Origin of the sequence: Streptomyces sp. NPDC048295 (genome assembly GCF_040652135.1) — a bacterium.
In the GTDB taxonomy this organism is placed as follows: Bacteria; Actinomycetota; Actinomycetes; order Streptomycetales; family Streptomycetaceae; genus Streptomyces.
In genome coordinates, this window is record NZ_JBEZLL010000010.1 from 1 (window position 1) to 16,322 (window position 16,322).

Sequence of the window (16,322 nt, forward strand, 5' to 3'; positions counted from 1 at the left end):
AAACGCCCGGTTACATTCCGAACCCGGAAGCTAAGCCTTTCAGCGCCGATGGTACTGCAGGGGGGACCCTGTGGGAGAGTAGGACGCCGCCGAACTCCTTTTACGGGAAAGCCCCGTGCCCTTGTGGCACGGGGCTTTTCTGCGTTTATGAGGAGATGGCAAGCCCTTTCCCCAATGAAGGCTTGATAGTTCGTGGCCGTGGGTTGCGTCAGAGCCGCCCTGCGCCCTTGAGGGCGAGGTAGGCATCGGCAAGGGCAGGAGCGAGGTTGCCCGGAGTGGCGTCGACAACCACCGCGCCGTGCCGTTGGAGCTGCTCGGCAGTGCGGATCCGCCTCGCCTGTGCCTGTTCCCCCGCGGCAGCTTCGTAGATCGCGTCCACTGTGCCCCTCGCACTTGCCATCTGCTCGACGTGCGGATCCGCCACCGAAGCCACCAGCACGGTATGGCGCTGGGTCAGACGACGGAGTACAGGGAGCAGACCTTCTTCGACCGGGGCTGCATCCAGGCCCGTGAGAAGCACGATGAGGGAGCGACGAGGCGCACCGGCGAGCACGGCGGCGGAGAGACCTCGGGCATCGGTCTCCACGAGTGCCGGCTCGATGGGCGCCAGGGCGTTCACCATGGCCGCCAGGACCTCTCCTGCCGACCGGCCCTGGACCTGTGCGCGGATGCGGCGGTCGTAAGCGAGTAGATCCACGCGGTCGCCCGCGCGAGTGGCAAGGGCGGTGAGCAGCAGGGCCGCGTCCAGAGAGGCATCGAGACGGGGCACGTCACCGACACGCCCCGCCGAGGTACGGCCGGTGTCCAAGACGACGAGGATGTGACGGTCCCGCTCGGGACGCCACGTACGTACCGCTACGGCGGATTGACGCGCGGTGGCTCGCCAGTCGATGGAGCGGGTGTCGTCACCCGGCACATAGGCACGCAGGCTGTCGAATTCCGTGCCTTCGCCACGGGTGAGGACACTGGTGCGGCCGTCGAGCTCGCGGAGTCTGGCGAGGCGGGACGGCAGATGCTTCCGGCTGGTGAAGGGAGGCAGGACCCGAACCGACCACGGGACCTCGTGATTCCCTTGCCGTGCAGCAAGCCCGAGAGGGCCGAACGAGCGGACGGTGACGCGTTCGGCCCGGCGGTCGCCCCGCCGTGTCGGTCTCAGGATGGTGGTCAGCCGACGGCGTTCTCCCGCCGGGACCGAAAGCGCGTGGCGCGAGGAAGCCTGGTCCGTGCCGGTGGGCCAGCTGCTGGGAGGCCAGGCATCGCGAAGGTGTGCTCGCAGCTTGCGGCGGGAAGGATTGGTTACGGTGAGTTGCACTTCGGCAGTTTCGCCAAGTCGAACGCTTGTGTCACCGGATCGAGTGAACTGAAGCGTTCGCACTGGTGCTGCCAGGGCGTAGTCGCACAGAATTGCCAAAGAGAGCGGTGCGTTGACTGCCAGCATCCCGGTCCAGCTGGGAGCCAGGATGCCTACAGGGAGTGACCCCAGGGCGGCCAGCAAGGCGGTGCGTCCAGTGAGGGCCACGGTCACCGCCTCATCGGGGTACGGGGACGTGGGCGAGGACGGCTGTGATGACGGAGTCGGGGGTGACACCCTCCATCTCCGCCTCGGGCCGCAACTGGATGCGATGACGAAGCGTGGGGAGCGCCAGGGCTTTGACGTCATCCGGAATGACGTAGTCACGGCCGGTGAGCCAGGCCCAGGCACGGGCGGTCGACAGCAGGGCGGTGGCGCCTCGGGGAGAGACTCCGAGGGAGAGCGAGGGGGATTCACGCGTGGCACGGCAGATATCGACGACGTAGCCGGCGATCTCGGGAGAGACCTTGGTCCGGGCGACTGCGTTGCGGGCGGCCTCCAGATCGGACGGGCCTGCGACGGGACGTATGCCGGCCGACTTGAGGTCGCGGGGATCGAAGCCCTCGGAATGACGGGTGAGGACGTTGATCTCTTCTTCCCGTGAGGGCAGGGGCACTGTCAGTTTGAGGAGGAACCGGTCCAGTTGGGCCTCGGGGAGAGGGTAGGTGCCCTCGTACTCGACGGGGTTCTGTGTGGCGGCGACGAGGAAGGGGTCGGGCAGCTGCCGGGGGGTGCCATCGACGGTGACCTGGCGCTCTTCCATGGCCTCCAGGAGGGAGGACTGCGTCTTGGGAGGGGTGCGGTTGATCTCGTCGGCGAGAAGCAGATTGGTGAAGACGGGACCGGGCTGGAACGAGAACTCGGCCGTCCGGGCGTCGTAGACCAGTGAGCCGGTGACGTCGCTGGGCATCAGATCGGGGGTGAACTGGACGCGCTTGGTGTCGAGCTCGAGCGATGCGGCGAGTGCCCGGACCAAGAGGGTCTTGGCTACTCCGGGGACGCCTTCGAGGAGGACGTGGCCGCGGCAGAGCAGAGCGACGACGAGTCCGGTGACGGCAGGGTCCTGACCGACCACCGCCTTGGCGATCTCTGAGCGCAGCGCTTCCAGAGACGCGCGGGCTGCGTCGCCGTTCCCGAGGGACTCGGTGGTCTCGGCGGGGACGGGGGGCGGGGCGCTCATGACGTGCGTACCTCTCTTTCGAGGGTGTCGAGTTGGTCTGCCAGTTGGACGAGAGCGGTGTCGTCGGACGGGGCTGGTCCGAAGAGCAATGTCTGGAGGCTGTCGTCAGTGCTGTTCAGACGGGTGCAAACGGCAGGGACGAGTGTTGAGGAGGAGTGGGCGTCGCGCGGGGAGACGCCGATGAGCGGGGCGATGCGGTTGCGGGTTGCGGAGCGCAGTGAGTCGGCGGCCCGGTCGCGGGCGTTCGCCTTGCGGTAGAGGCGGGCACGGCCCTCGGCGGATTCAGAGGCCCGGATGGCCACGGGCAGCCGTTCGGTCACCAGGGGGCCGAGACGACGGGCGCGCCAGATGGCGGCGAGCACGGCGGCCAGCGCGAGTTGCAGCGCGCCCCACAACCAGCCCCGGGGGATCAAGTCGCCGAAGCTGCGGTCGTCGGAGGTGCCGTCGCCAACGGTGCCCCCGTTCTCGGCGGTGGCTGATGCATCAGCGAGTGAGGGGAGGTACCAGATCAGATGAGGACGGGAACCGAGAAGCTGCAGGGCCAGGGATGCGTTGCCCTGGTTGGCGAGTCTGTCGTTGTGGAGAAGGTCGGGGGAACCGAGGAGCACGGTCTCGCCCGCGCCCCTTTCGACCAGGAGCACGGTGGGAAGGCCGCCGCTCGGGAAACAGCCGACGGTGTCGAGTCCGGACGAGGCGTAGCGGAAGCCTCCCGTTTCGACGGCGCCGGCGCTGCGGGCGGCGGGCAGGGAGCACTCGGGGGCGCGGGGGGCTACCGGTCCGGCGGACTCTGCCGTGACACCTGGGACCAGCCTGTGCACGGAGGGCGGGCCCGGTGCGAGCAGGACGGTGCGGCCGGCCGCGCTGTCGGTCGCGGCACGGAGTTCGCTCTGCCGGCGCGGTACCAGCAGATTGGGGGAGGTGACGAGCAACGTGGTGTCGGGGCCGAGCTCGGCGGTGGCGTCGTCCAGCGTGGTGACCACGTCAACGGAGACGCCGCGTTCCTTGAGGAGCTCGGCGACGGCCCGGCTGCCGAAGCGGTCGGCGGAACGAGGGTCGAGGCGGCCGTGCTGGTCGCCGGAGCGGACGGTTGCGAGGGCGATCCCGGCGACGACGAGTACCAGGAGGGCGAGGAGCAGACCGCGGACGCGGACCCAGATCTGGTGAGGGGTGAGGGCCGCAGAGGTGGGGGCGGCGGCGACCTCGGTCATTCGGCTGCTCCCCGGGCCGCGGCTGTCAGGAGAGGCTTGGCGGTTTCGAGATCGAGGTCGAGAACTCGTACGGCCAGATACGCCTGCTGGTCGGCGGTGCGGCCGCCGTATGTGACGTCGTCGAATTCTCTGGCGGCGGCGTGGAGGCGTGTTGCGTGTGCGGGCAGTGGGTGGCCTGCTTCTGCGGCGGCCTCGTCGGCGGTGCGTCCGGGGCGGGGGTCGAGCAGGGCGCGTTCCTCCAGGGAGCGGACGATGGCACGCATCCGTTCCTGGACCGCCTCGTTCCAACGTCGGGCGGCGGCGTGCGCCTCGGCTGCCTTACGGTGTTCGGCCGCGCTGCGGGGGCTGTCGTCGAAAAGCGCGTCCGCGGGACGCACGGTGCGGCGCGGAGTGCCCAGTCGCCACCAGAGCGCGGCGAGCAGGCCGATGACGAGCAGTACGAGCACGATCAGTCCGATCGGTCCACCCGGTGCGGCGCCGGAGGCCGTGTCGAGAAGGTCGCCGATCCAGCCCCAGAGCCGGTCGAGGCCCCGCTGGAGAAGGTTGGGATCGTTCTCGTGGTACATCGGTTTGGACAGTTCGTGCTTCGCTGCCTCGCGGGCGGGGACACGTGGAGTGTCCACGGGTATGTCGCTGCTCGCGTGGATCAGTAGTTGTACTGCTGTGACGCCCCCCGCCCCCGACACGGCATCAGCTCCTGGTGTCGTATCCCGGCAGACCTGCTGCCCGGGCGAGTTCGAGGTCGAGTGCCTCACGGCGGATGCGCTGGTCGATGTAGAGCAGTGCCATCACGCCGGCGGAGAGCGGGTACGTGATCGTCGCGACGATCACCTCGCCGATGCCGGAGACGATCAGGAAGGGCCAGCCGAAGTCCGCGGAGCCGTTCGTGAGGGCGGAGTCGATTCCCTCGCCGTCCACGGCCATCCCGATGACACCGAACGGGATGGCAATGATCAAGGCCACGACGAAGGTCAGCAGCCCGGTCAGCGCCAGGACGCCGAAGGTCCGCCACCAGGCGCCCTGGACGAGCTTCGCCGAACGGCGCATGGAGGTCGTGATCGACTGCCGCTCCAGCATCAGGGCCGGCGAAGCGAGGCAGAAGCGGACCATCAGCCAGATGACGACGACGAACGCGATCATGAACCCGATGAGGGCGAGTCCGGCACCCGCGGCGGAGCCGATGAGCATGCCCGGCAGCAGGCCCACCGCCATGATGGCGGCGCTGATCAGGGCCAGCAGCAGGGTCAGCCCCAGCAGCTGAGGAAGCCGGGACCGTGCCTCGGCCCAGGCTTCGGAAAGCGTCACGGTCCGGCCCAGCACCGAGCGGCTGATCACCACGGTCAGCACAGACGTCGTGATCAGCGTGGCGATCATGGTGATGAGCATGGACGGCACGCTGTTGAACACGGTCGACTGGGCCGAGTCGGCAGCCTGCCGCAGTACTTCCGCGCCGGTGGCGTTCGGATCGATCTGTGCAGGTTTCGGCAGCAGGAAGCGTTCCACAAGGATGGTTGCTACCTGGGCGATCACGGACACGGTGAGTGTGATGCCGAGGACCGTGCGCCAGTGGGCGCGCATCGTGGAGACCGCGCCGTCGAGGATCTCACCGACGCCGAGCGGCCGGAGCGGGATGACACCGGGCTTGGCCGCAAGAGGTGGCTGTCCCCAGCCGGGTCCCTGAGGCCCGCCACCCCAGCCCGTGGTGGAGGGCGGTGTGCCAGGACCTGTGCCGGGAGCGCTCGGTGGGGACCACTGCCCTGGGGGCGGCTGCGTGGGAGACCAGTTCCCTGCCGGGCCGCTGCCGTCGACGGGCTCGGAGGGCCGGGGTACACCGGCGCCCTGGTCCTCGGAGGGGGCAGATCCGGGCGAGGCCCAGCCCGGAGTGTCGTTCATTCTCGCTCCTTCATGGTCCTGTCCGCTCATCGGCGCGGCTCATCGGCGCGGCAGGTTGGCAGCCATCGTGCCACGCGTCGCTCCGCTATGGGCCAGGCGCTCCATCTCCTTCGTACCTTCATTTGTGGGCGGCTCACCGGGCAGACTGGGCAGATGGCTGATCAGGACGCGCAACCGCCGGTGGGCATCGAGCCTCCCCCGCTTCCCGTGCTTCGCTGGGTCGAGCCTCCGGAAGGTCCCGCGCTGGTGCTCCTCGACCAGACGCGGCTGCCGGCGGAGGAGGCCGAGTTCGTGTGCACCGATGTGCCCGCTCTGGTGCGGGCGATCCGGACGCTCGCGGTGCGAGGCGCCCCGTTGCTGGGTATCGCGGGTGCCTATGGCGTGGCGCTCGCGGCCCTGCGGGGGGACGAGGTGGCGGCGACCGCGCAGCTGCTGGAGCGGGCGCGGCCCACCGCGGTGAATCTCGGTTACGGGGTGAGGCGGGCCGCCGGGGCGTATCGGGAGGCAGTAGGGAAGGGCGCGGACCGGGAGCGGGCCGCGGCAGTGGCACTGGCCGAGGCCAGGGCGCTGCACCGGGAGGACGCCGAGGCCAGTGGGCGCATGGCGCGGTATGGCCGTGCCCTGTTGGACGAGTTGCTGCCCGATGGCGGTGGGTATCGCCTGCTGACGCACTGCAATACCGGGGCACTCGTCTCCGGTGGTGAGGGCACAGCCTTCGCGGTGGCACTCGGGGCGCACCGGGAGGGGCGGCTGCGGCGGCTGTGGGTGGACGAGACGCGTCCGCTGCTTCAAGGAGCCCGGCTGACGGCGTACGAGGCGTCGCGCCACGGAATGCCGCACAGCCTGCTCACGGACAACGCCGCGGGGTCGCTGTTCGCCGCGGGGGAGGTGGACGCCGTGCTCATCGGGGCGGACCGCATCGCTGCCGACGGGGCGGTGGCGAACAAGGTGGGGAGCTATCCGCTGGCGGTGCTCGCGAAGTACCACCACGTACCGTTCATCGTGGTCGCGCCGACGACGACCGTGGATCTGGACACCGCGGACGGTGCGTCGATCGTCGTTGAGCAGCGGCCGGGCGCCGAAGTGACGGAGCTCACATCGCCCCGGGGCGGGGCGGTGGGTGCCGGTGGACTGCTGGTGGCACCGGTGGGAACCACCGCGTACAACCCCGCGTTCGACGTCACGCCGCCGGAGCTGGTCACGGCGATCGTCACGGAAGAGGGCGCGATTTCCCCGGTCACAGGGGTCGGGCTGGCAGAGCTGTGTGCCAGATCATCGCAGGTAACGATTAGCTAATGGGATGATGTCGATTATGAAGGGACGCGTCCTTGTCGTCGACGACGACACCGCACTGGCCGAGATGCTCGGGATTGTGCTGCGTGGTGAAGGGTTCGAGCCGTCGTTCGTAGCGGACGGCGACAAGGCACTTGCCGCATTTCGTGAGGCCAAGCCGGACCTGGTCCTGCTGGATCTCATGCTGCCCGGTAGGGACGGCATCGAGGTCTGCAGGCTGATCAGGGCCGAGTCGGGTGTGCCGATCGTCATGCTCACTGCCAAGAGCGACACGGTTGACGTAGTGGTGGGCCTGGAGTCCGGGGCCGACGACTACATCGTCAAGCCGTTCAAACCTAAGGAGTTGGTCGCCCGGATCAGGGCACGTCTGCGGAGGTCCGAGGAACCGGCGCCGGAGCAGCTGGCCATCGGGGACCTGGTCATCGATGTGGCCGGTCACTCGGTGAAGCGGGAGGGGCAGTCGATCGCCCTCACCCCGCTGGAGTTCGACCTGCTGGTCGCGCTCGCCCGCAAGCCGTGGCAGGTCTTCACCCGTGAAGTGCTGCTCGAGCAGGTGTGGGGATACCGCCACGCCGCCGACACCCGGCTGGTGAATGTGCATGTCCAGCGACTGCGCTCCAAGGTCGAGAAGGACCCGGAGCGGCCGGAGATCGTGGTGACCGTCCGAGGGGTCGGTTACAAGGCCGGACCGAGCTGACATGCCTCCGAGTAGCGCTGCTCCGCAGCCCGGGGAGCCGGGAGCCCGTGCGGAGCGGGCTGCCGGTCCGGCACACAGGGCGTTCCGGATCGGGCGCTTCCTGCAGGGCGGCCGGTTGTTCCACGACCGGGCGCCCGGCGGACCTGTGCCGCGATTGCTGATGCGCTGGGTGCGGCGTCCGCTGCTGCCCGCCGTACGGCTCTGGCGGCGCAATCTCCAGCTGCGGGTTGTCGCGGGCACGCTGCTCATGTCGCTCGGTGTGGTGCTGCTCCTCGGGCTGGTCGTGATCGGGCAGGTGCGGAACGGTCTGCTCGAGGCCAAGGGCAAGGCCGCCCAGACGCAGGCGGCCGGCGGTTTCGCCGCTGCGCAGGAGAAGGCGAACGCTCCACTCACCCCAGGTGGTCAGGGCGGCGACACGACGGACGGCACCACTGCCAACAATTCCTGGCGGACGGAGCTCGTCGACCAGCTCGCCAGCGGCGGGAAGAACGCTTTCAACGTGGTGGCGCTCAGCGCAGACGAGGGAACGCGTGCCCCGCGCGGCTCGGGCAGCGTGGAGGCGGTGAGCATTCCGCAGCGCCTGCGGGATGCGGTGAACAAGGGGTCCGGGGCGTTCCAGACGTACTCCGAGATCCAGTACGCGAACGGTCAGGACCCGCAGCCCGGACTTGTCGTGGGCAAGCGGCTCTACGACATCGACCACAATCCGTACCAGCTCTACTACCTCTTCCCGCTGACGCAGGAGGAGAAGTCGCTGACGCTGATCAAGACCACGCTGGCGACCGCGGGACTCTTCGTGGTCGTGCTGCTCGGGGCCATCGCCTGGTTCGTGGTGAGGCAGGTCGTCACGCCCGTGCGCATGGCGGCCAGTATCGCGGAGCGGCTCTCCGCCGGCAGGCTCCAGGAGCGGATGAAGGTCACCGGCGAGGACGACATCGCCCGGCTCGGCGAGGCCTTCAACAAGATGGCGCAGAACCTGCAGCTGAAGATCCAGCAGCTGGAGGAGCTCTCCCGGATGCAGCGGCGCTTCGTCTCCGACGTCTCCCACGAGCTGAGGACCCCGCTGACGACCGTACGGATGGCCGCTGATGTCATCCACGAGGCCCGCAGCGACTTCGATCCCGTGACGGCGCGCTCCGCGGAGCTGCTCGGGGACCAGCTCGACCGGTTCGAGTCGCTGCTCTCCGATCTGCTGGAGATCAGCCGCTTCGACGCGGGGGCCGCGGCTCTGGAGGCGGAGCCGATAGATCTGCGGCAGGTCGTACGACGGGTGATCGGTGGGGCCGAGCCGCTGGCCGAGCGCAAGGGCACCCGGATCCGGGTGGTCGGCGACGAGCAGCCGGTGATCGCGGAGGCCGACGCGCGGCGTGTCGAGCGCGTCCTGCGCAACCTCGTGGTCAACGCCGTCGAGCACGGTGAGGGCCGGGACGTCGTGGTGCGGATGGGAGTGGCCGGAGGTGCGGTCGCCGTGGCCGTCCGGGACTACGGAGTGGGGCTCAAGCCGGGCGAGGCGACGCGGGTGTTCAACCGTTTCTGGCGGGCGGACCCGGCTCGTGCGCGGACGACCGGCGGTACGGGGCTCGGGCTCTCCATCGCTGTGGAGGACGCCCGGCTGCACGGCGGGTGGCTGCAGGCATGGGGTGAGCCCGGTGGCGGTTCGCAGTTCCGGCTGACTCTGCCGCGTACGGCGGACGAGCCGCTGCGCGGATCGCCGATACCGCTGGAACCCGAGGACTCCCGTCGTAACCGGGAGAGCCGTGAGCGGGCCCCGGCCGTGTCGAAGACCGGGAGCGGGCACCGGCTGGCGGCTGTGCCGGCCCAGCCCGTCGGCAGTGACCGGCCCGCACTGCCCGTGACGTCCCGTGCTTCCGTGGCTCCGCGGACGGCGCCGGCCTCGGTGCATCCGGCGGCCCTTCCGGGGAGCGGCGCACGGGTGGTCGCGCGTTCCGACGAGGACCGGCCGGGCGGCGAATTCGACACCGGGGCGCAGGACCCGGAGCGGGGGGACACGAATCGTGGGCACTGACCGTCGCAGGGACGGCCATGGGCGGGTGCCGGGGCTGCTCGCACTGCTCGGATGCGGCATGGTGCTGCTGTCCGCGTGCGGCTCGATGCCCGTCACCGGGGACGTCAAGGCCGTCGACGCCTCGCAGCCCGGCGATTCCCAGGTGCAGGTGTATGCCGTGGCGCCGCGTGACAACTCCACGCCCGACGAGGTGGTCGACGGCTTCCTGGAATCCATGACCAGTGATGACCCGCGCTTCAGGACGACCCGTCAGTACCTGACGAAGAAGGCGGCCGAGACGTGGAAGCCGAACGCGTTCACCACCGTGCTGACCAAGGCGCCGAACAGGAACGACCGCCCTCTGCGCGACAGCGACCGCAACGTCACCGAGGTCACCTACACCCTGACCGGTGAGAAGGTGGCGACGGTCGACGACCAGAGCGCCTATCAGCCGCTCGCGCCCACCGACTACAACCAGACCCTGCATCTGGTGAAGGAGAACGGACCGGACGGCAAGGAGTGGCGGATCGACCAGGTGCCGGACGGTCTTCTGCTCGGGCAGTCCGACTTCAAGCGCCTCTACCGCTCCGTCAACAAGTACTACTTCGCGGCGGGGCGGCCCGAGGTGCAGTCGACCCTGGTCGCCGACCCCGTCTATCTCCGCAGCCGGACGGACCCCGTCACGGGGATGGACACCGTGACGCAGTCCGTACGCAGCCTCCTCGCGGGGCCGACCAGTTGGCTGCGGCCGGTGGTCGCGTCCAGGTTCCCTCCCGGCACGGCGCTGAAGAAGGGGGTCACTTCGCTGGCGCCCGACGACCGCAGCGTGCTGAAGGTTCCGCTCGACAAGAAGGCGGACGGAGTCGGGCAGCGTTCCTGCCGCATGATGGCCTCGCAGATCCTCTACACCCTCAGGGATCTGACGTCCGCACGGGTCGAGCAGGTCGAGCTGCAGCGCTCCGACGGCTCCCCGTTGTGCCTGCTCGGGGCGGACCAGGCGGAGGAGTTCGCGCCTGACGGTTCGTCGAGCGGTCCGGACAGCCAGTACTTCATCGATGACAAGGGGCATGTGGAACGAATTCCCGGCAGCACCAAGAGCAGTGGAGCCCCGGAGGCGGTGACCGGCCCGTTCGGTGACGGGCCGGTGCGAATGGGCACGGTCGGTGTGGCCAGGGACGAGCAGTCGGCGGCGGCGGTCTCGCGCGACGGGGTGTCTCTCTATGTGTCGTCCATCGTCTCGGACGGCGAGCTTCCCACGGCGTCGGTGACCAGCGGGGCCCACGATGCGAAGAACCGTCTGTCGACACCGAGCTGGGACGGCCGGGGAGACCTGTGGGTGGCCGACCGGGATCCCGACAACACCAGACTGCTGCGACTGGCCGGTGGTACCGGCAAGCCGCAGGAGGTCGCCGTGCCCGACCTGGGCGGCGGGCGGATCGAGGCGCTGCGCATGTCCGCGGACGGAGTGCGGATAGCCCTGCTGGTGGACCAGGACAACCGCACCACGCTGAAGATCGGCCGCATCGAGCGGCGCGGGCCGGCGTCGGAGCAGCGGGTGTCGGTGGTGGAGCTGCGTCAGGCGGCGCCGCAACTGGCGGATGTGACGGCGATGTCGTGGTCGGGCCGCAGCCGCCTCGTGGTGGTCGGCAAGGAGCAGGGGGGCGTCCAGCAGGTGCGTTATGTGCAGGCGGACGGTTCGACGTCCGCGTCGGGCGTGCTGCCCGGTGTGAACCAGGTGTCGTCGGTCGCGGCGGCGGACGACGAGCAGCTTCCGCTGATGGCGGCCACGTCCAGTGACGGGATCGTGAAGCTGTCGCCCGGCGACAACTGGCAGACGGTGGTCAAGCAGGGCTCTTCGCTGGTCTACCCGGGCTGAGCGCCGCCAGGCCTGTTCCGCGCTTTCCGTGAGGGCCGTTCCGCGCTTTCCGCAGGGGTGGCCCGCCGTTTTCCACAGGGGTGGCCCGCTCGCGCCGGGAAGAGCACAGTGGAGTGATGCGGGGGTGGTGGCGGGAGATCTCCGGCCTGGTGCTGCCGGTGTCCTGCGGCGGCTGCGGCAGGCCGCGTGTGCAGCTGTGCGCGGAATGCCGTGCGGAGCTCCACGGCGGGGTGGCGCGCCGGGTGCGGCCCGTCCCGGAGCCCCGGGGCCTGCCGGTGGTGTACGCGGCCGCCGCGTACGAGAACGCGGTGCGCGCCGCGCTGCTGGCCCACAAGGAGCGGGGTGAGCTGGGACTGGCCGGGGCGCTCGGCAAGGCGCTGGCGGGGGCCGTGCGGGCCGGGACGGGGCATGCGGGTGGTGCAGGGCCGCTGCTGCTGGTGCCCGTGCCGTCGGCGCGGCGGGCGGTGGCGGCACGAGGCCATGATCCGACGCGCCGGATCGCGCTGGCCGCGGCGGGAGAGCTGAGGCGCGGCGGCATCCGGGCCCAGGTGGTCGCGGTGCTCCGGCAGCGGCGCGCGGTGGCCGACCAGGCGGGGCTGGGCGCCCGTCAGAGGCAGGCGAATCTGGCGGGGGCGCTGGAGGTCGTGGCCGGGGGCGAGCGGCTGCTCGCGGCCGGACAGGTGGTGCTGGTGGACGACCTTCTGACGACGGGGGCCTCGCTCGCCGAGGCGGCCCGTGCGGTGGGGACGGCATGCGGTCACGCGGGCGCTCGGGGCAGCGGGCAGGCGGCCGTTGTCGCAGTATCTCCCTCGGCCTTCGAAATAAACCGGAACTGTCAGTGAACTTGCATCGTTGCAGGTAATGAGTGACGAAAACAGCCCGAACGGAGGTACGCGCGAGTAGCGGGTGCCGACATCCGGCCAGGCAGGCTATGTTCGGTTGTGAGGAATGGTGAATGCCAGACCTCGATGAATGCACCGCCAGGTTTCGGGCAGGCAACACACCAGTGGTCCAGAGACTGGAAATTCGGTGGGGTGGAGACCTCACCGATGGGGGAGGAGGAGGTGGAAGTCACCGAGTCCGCGGCTCCGGTTGTCACCGGGGCCTGGTGCAAAAGGGAGATGCTCCGCCCCTGAGCGGAGCGATCCGGGAACGGAGTTCTGCGTGGACATCGTCGTCAAGGGCCGCAAGACCGAGGTGCCCGAGCGGTTCCGCAAGCACGTGGCCGAGAAGCTGAAGCTGGACAAGATCCAGAAGTTCGACGGCAAGGTGATCAGCCTCGATGTCGAGGTGTCCAAGGAGCCGAATCCCCGTCAGGCCGACCGTTCCGACCGGGTGGAGATCACGCTCCGCTCGCGTGGCCCGGTCATCCGGGCGGAAGCGGCCGCAGGCGACCCGTACGCAGCGCTGGACCTGGCCACCGGCAAGCTGGAGGCGCGGCTGCGCAAGCAGCACGACAAGCGCTACAGCCGCCGCGGCAATGGCCGGATTCCCGCTGCCGAGGTCGCCGAGACCGTGCCGGGCGCGGCGTCGTTCAACGGCGAGGGCGACCTGATCGCCAATGAGTCGGCCGAGTCCGTGCCCACCACCAGGTTCGGCTCGCTGGAGATTCAGGGCGAGGGTCCGCTGGTGATGCGCGAGAAGACGCATGTCGCGGCACCGATGTCGCTCGACCAGGCGCTCTACGAGATGGAGCTGGTCGGGCACGACTTCTATCTGTTCGTCGACTCCGAGACCAAGGAACCCAGTGTCGTCTACCGACGGCATGCCTATGACTACGGTGTCATCCACTTGAGGACCGACCCGCTGGCCGCCGACGAGGCGGGCGGCGCAGGCGGTGCGCTCGGCGGCTGACGCCACCCTTCCGCGGTGCCCCTGGAGTGTCTGTGCGCCCCCAGGGGCACCCGCGTGCGACCACGGGATCACCGCTTCGTCGTCCAGGCATGGAATCATGGCGTCCCAAGCCAACCGGTGCTCTGTGAACTGCCGTTGGTGGACAGTGTGTGAACTTCAGGCCACGGCCTTCAGGGGGAGGAACGATGGCGGACACCTTCGGGCCCATGCGCGATGCGAATGATTCCGACGAGATCGCCGGAGCCGGCACCGGCGCGGACATGGACAGTGGTTTCCGCAAGGAGCCGATCAGGGTCCTCGTGGTCGACGACCACGCGCTCTTCCGCAGAGGCCTGGAGATCGTCCTCGCCCAGGAGGAGGACATCCAGGTCGTCGGTGAGGCGGGTGACGGGTCGGAGGCGGTCGACAAGGCCGCCGATCTGCTTCCCGACATCGTGCTGATGGACGTACGGATGCCCAAGCGCGGTGGCATCGAGGCCTGCACATCCATCAAGGAGGTGGCCCCCAGCGCGAAGATCATCATGCTGACGATCAGCGACGAGGAGGCCGACCTCTACGACGCGATCAAGGCCGGCGCCACCGGCTATCTCCTCAAGGAGATCTCCACGGACGAAGTGGCCACGGCCATTCGCGCGGTCGCCGACGGGCAGTCCCAGATCAGCCCCTCCATGGCGTCCAAGCTGCTCACCGAGTTCAAGTCGATGATCCAGCGGACCGACGAGCGCCGACTGGTACCCGCGCCCCGGCTCACCGACCGGGAACTCGAAGTCCTCAAACTCGTTGCAACGGGCATGAACAATCGTGATATCGCGAAGGAACTGTTCATTTCCGAGAACACCGTGAAGAACCACGTCCGCAACATTCTGGAGAAGCTGCAGCTGCATTCCAGGATGGAGGCCGTGGTCTATGCCATGCGGGAGAAGATCCTCGAGATCAGGTGAGGGCGGGCGAACCCGGGCTCAGGCCAGGGCGCGGGCGATTTCCTGAGTGAGCGGCCCGCGCAGTTCCGGTGCGTCGACCCGCTCCAGCCGGACATCCGTACAGCCGACCCAGGAGGCGGCTTCCACCAGCGCCTCGGCCATCGGCGCCACGGCCTTCCTGCCCGCCAGGGACACCTGCCGGGCGACCAGCGTGCTGCCCTCGCGCGCCGGGTCGACGCGGCCCTGCAGCTTTCCGCCCGCCAGCAGCGGCATCGCGAAGTATCCGTGGACCCGCTTGGGCTTGGGGACGTAGGCCTCCAGGCGGTGGGTGAAACCGAAGATCCGCTCGGTGCGCGCACGCTCCCAGACCAGTGAGTCGAACGGCGACAGCAGCGTCGTACGATGCCGCCCGCGCGGCTCCGAGGCCAGCGCCGCGGGGTCCGCCCAGGCCGGTTTCGCCCAGCCCCGTACCGTCACCGGCACCAGTCCGGAGTCCGCCACCACCGCGTCGAACTGCTCGCCCTTCAGCCGGTGGTAGTCCGCGATGTCCGCCCGGGTGCCCACCCCCAGGGACTGCCCGGCGAGGGCGACCAGCCGGCGCAGGCACTCGGTGTCGTCCAGATCGTCGTGCAGCACGGCATCGGGCAGGGCCCGCTCCGCGAGGTCGTACACCCGCTTCCAGCTGCGGCGCTCGGTGCACACCACCTCGCCGTACATCAGGGCGCGCTCGACGGCGACCTTCGACGCCGACCAGTCCCACCACTCGCCGCCGTTCTTCGCGCCGCCCAGCTCCGTCGCCGTCAGCGGGCCCTCGGCGCGCAGCTGCTTGATCACCGTCTCGTACGCGCCGTCCGGCAGGTCGTGGTGCCAGTGCGGACGCGAGCGGTAGGCGCGGCGGCGGAAGGCGAAGTGCGGCCACTCCTCGACCGGCAGGATGCAGGCCGCGTGCGACCAGTACTCGAAGGTGCGGCCGCCCGACCAGTACGCCTCCTCGACGGGGCGCCGGCCGACCGCGCCGAGGCGCGCGTAAGGAATCAGCTCGTGCGATCGCGCGAGCACCGAGATCGTGTCGAGCTGTACGGCGCCGAGATGCCGCAGCACACCGGGAACCCCGGCCCGGCGGTCCGGAGCGCCGAGGAAACCCTGGGCGCGCAGGGCGATCCTGCGCGCCTGGTCGGCGGAGAGTTCAACGGCGGGAGGCGGCACAGACGTCATGCCCCGCACCCTAGAGGCAGCCACTGACATCCGGCCGGGGAGCCCGTGGAGTCCGTCAGGGGGCGGGCAGATAGGCGTGGGTGCCCGGCAGGCCGAGGTCGGAGGGGAGCAGCGCGCCGATCCAGGAGTCTCGCCGTACTCCCTTGTTGAGCAGGCCCGACCGCTGCTCGCCCTCCATCCGGAACCCCGTCCTCAGGGCCACGGCACGCGAGGGGATGTTGCCCACCTCGGCGCGCCACTCCAGCCGGTCACCGCCGAGGACGGTGAAGGTCCAGCGGGCGGCGGTCAGTACCGCCTCCGTCATGTAGCCGCGGCCCCGGTGCTCCTCGGCGGTCCAGAAGCCCACCTCGTACGTGCCGGGGAGGTTGCGGCGGTTGATGCCGAGGGCGCCGGTCAGGGCCCCGCTCCCGCGCAGGACCACCGCGAAGTTGTACATGGAGTCGTCGTGCCAGCCGTCGGGGCAGAGCTTCTCCGTGAAGAGTTCCGCGTCGGCGCGGCCGTACGGGGAGGGCACCACCGTCCACCGCTGGATGTCCGGGTCCTGACAGGCGACGTGGATCGCGTCCGTGTCGCCGCCGGTGAAGGGGCGCAGCAGCAGACGGTCGCTGGTGAGGGTGATCGGCTCCATGTACGGATTCTGGTGAGGTGCCGTGTGTGAAGCGAACACTTTTCGGACTTCCCGGCACCTTCGGCGCTCTCCGGCCGTTGACTCGGAGGGGATGGCGGGGCCGACGGGGCGGCAGCCCTCCCGGCGCGGCGGGGTCCTCGCTTACGATGGCCGTTGCGGTGGGGCCCACCTGCCGTGCCCGCGCCAGAGTCCATAACACGAC

At 69.7% G+C, this 16,322-nt stretch carries 14 protein-coding genes and 1 rRNA gene; 8 read left to right on the forward strand and 7 right to left on the reverse strand.

Annotated features, from left to right (window positions below; genetic code table 11):
- Positions 1–95: ribosomal RNA gene (gene rrf / locus AB0D53_RS16800) — 5S ribosomal RNA — on the forward strand; the annotation flags it as partial.
- 113 nt (positions 96–208) lie between these two features.
- Here rrf and AB0D53_RS16805 read toward each other — a convergent pair.
- The 5 genes from AB0D53_RS16805 to AB0D53_RS16825 are packed head-to-tail and all read right to left on the reverse strand — an operon-like array spanning position 209 to position 5,632.
- On the reverse strand, positions 209–1,519 hold the full coding sequence (locus tag AB0D53_RS16805) for a DUF58 domain-containing protein (RefSeq protein ID WP_362447061.1): 1,311 nt from the start codon (positions 1,517–1,519) through the stop codon (positions 209–211).
- A 10-nt stretch (positions 1,520–1,529) separates the two neighbouring features.
- Positions 1,530–2,531 (reverse strand): MoxR family ATPase, encoded by a 1,002-nt coding sequence (locus AB0D53_RS16810; protein WP_362446459.1) that lies wholly within the window; start codon positions 2,529–2,531, stop codon positions 1,530–1,532.
- Positions 2,528–3,739 (reverse strand): DUF4350 domain-containing protein, encoded by a 1,212-nt coding sequence (locus AB0D53_RS16815; protein WP_362446462.1) that lies wholly within the window; start codon positions 3,737–3,739, stop codon positions 2,528–2,530. The genes AB0D53_RS16810 and AB0D53_RS16815 overlap by 4 nt, the downstream gene beginning before the upstream one ends.
- Positions 3,736–4,425 (reverse strand): DUF4129 domain-containing protein, encoded by a 690-nt coding sequence (locus AB0D53_RS16820; RefSeq protein ID WP_362446465.1) that lies wholly within the window; start codon positions 4,423–4,425, stop codon positions 3,736–3,738. Before AB0D53_RS16820 ends, AB0D53_RS16815 begins: the two co-directional genes overlap by 4 nt.
- Positions 4,426–4,429: 4 nt before the next feature.
- Positions 4,430–5,632 carry a glycerophosphoryl diester phosphodiesterase membrane domain-containing protein gene (locus AB0D53_RS16825; protein WP_362446468.1) on the reverse strand — a complete coding sequence of 401 codons (1,203 nt, stop codon included), beginning with the start codon at positions 5,630–5,632 and terminating at the stop codon, positions 4,430–4,432.
- Between the two features lie 153 nt (positions 5,633–5,785).
- Here AB0D53_RS16825 and mtnA point away from each other — a divergent pair, with 153 nt between their 5' ends.
- The 7 genes from mtnA (at position 5,786) to AB0D53_RS16860 (ending at position 14,298) form a co-directional block, all read left to right on the forward strand.
- Entirely contained in the window at positions 5,786–6,928 is a 1,143-nt protein-coding gene (mtnA, locus tag AB0D53_RS16830; RefSeq protein ID WP_362446471.1) for an S-methyl-5-thioribose-1-phosphate isomerase, read from the forward strand.
- A 4-nt stretch (positions 6,929–6,932) separates the two neighbouring features.
- Positions 6,933–7,622 (forward strand): two-component system response regulator MtrA, encoded by a 690-nt coding sequence (gene mtrA / locus AB0D53_RS16835; RefSeq protein WP_187438793.1) that lies wholly within the window; start codon positions 6,933–6,935, stop codon positions 7,620–7,622.
- A 1-nt stretch (position 7,623) separates the two neighbouring features.
- A complete protein-coding gene (gene mtrB, locus AB0D53_RS16840; protein ID WP_362446474.1) occupies positions 7,624–9,648 on the forward strand; it encodes an MtrAB system histidine kinase MtrB in 2,025 nt (674 codons plus the stop codon).
- A complete protein-coding gene (locus AB0D53_RS16845; RefSeq protein WP_362446477.1) occupies positions 9,638–11,503 on the forward strand; it encodes an LpqB family beta-propeller domain-containing protein in 1,866 nt (621 codons plus the stop codon). The genes mtrB and AB0D53_RS16845 overlap by 11 nt, the downstream gene beginning before the upstream one ends.
- Positions 11,504–11,619: 116 nt before the next feature.
- Positions 11,620–12,345 (forward strand): ComF family protein, encoded by a 726-nt coding sequence (locus AB0D53_RS16850; protein ID WP_362446480.1) that lies wholly within the window; start codon positions 11,620–11,622, stop codon positions 12,343–12,345.
- A 322-nt stretch (positions 12,346–12,667) separates the two neighbouring features.
- Positions 12,668–13,357, forward strand: coding sequence for a ribosome-associated translation inhibitor RaiA (gene raiA / locus AB0D53_RS16855; RefSeq protein ID WP_362446483.1), 690 nt, complete (start codon positions 12,668–12,670; stop codon positions 13,355–13,357).
- 185 nt (positions 13,358–13,542) lie between these two features.
- On the forward strand, positions 13,543–14,298 hold the full coding sequence (locus tag AB0D53_RS16860) for a response regulator transcription factor (protein WP_362446486.1): 756 nt from the start codon (positions 13,543–13,545) through the stop codon (positions 14,296–14,298).
- An 18-nt stretch (positions 14,299–14,316) separates the two neighbouring features.
- On the opposite strand, the gene AB0D53_RS16865 is transcribed toward AB0D53_RS16860, so the two are convergent.
- Positions 14,317–15,492 (reverse strand): crosslink repair DNA glycosylase YcaQ family protein, encoded by a 1,176-nt coding sequence (locus AB0D53_RS16865; protein WP_362446489.1) that lies wholly within the window; start codon positions 15,490–15,492, stop codon positions 14,317–14,319.
- A gap of 55 nt (positions 15,493–15,547) precedes the next feature.
- Entirely contained in the window at positions 15,548–16,120 is a 573-nt protein-coding gene (locus AB0D53_RS16870; protein ID WP_362446492.1) for a GNAT family N-acetyltransferase, read from the reverse strand.
- Between the last annotated feature and the right edge of the window lie 202 nt (positions 16,121–16,322).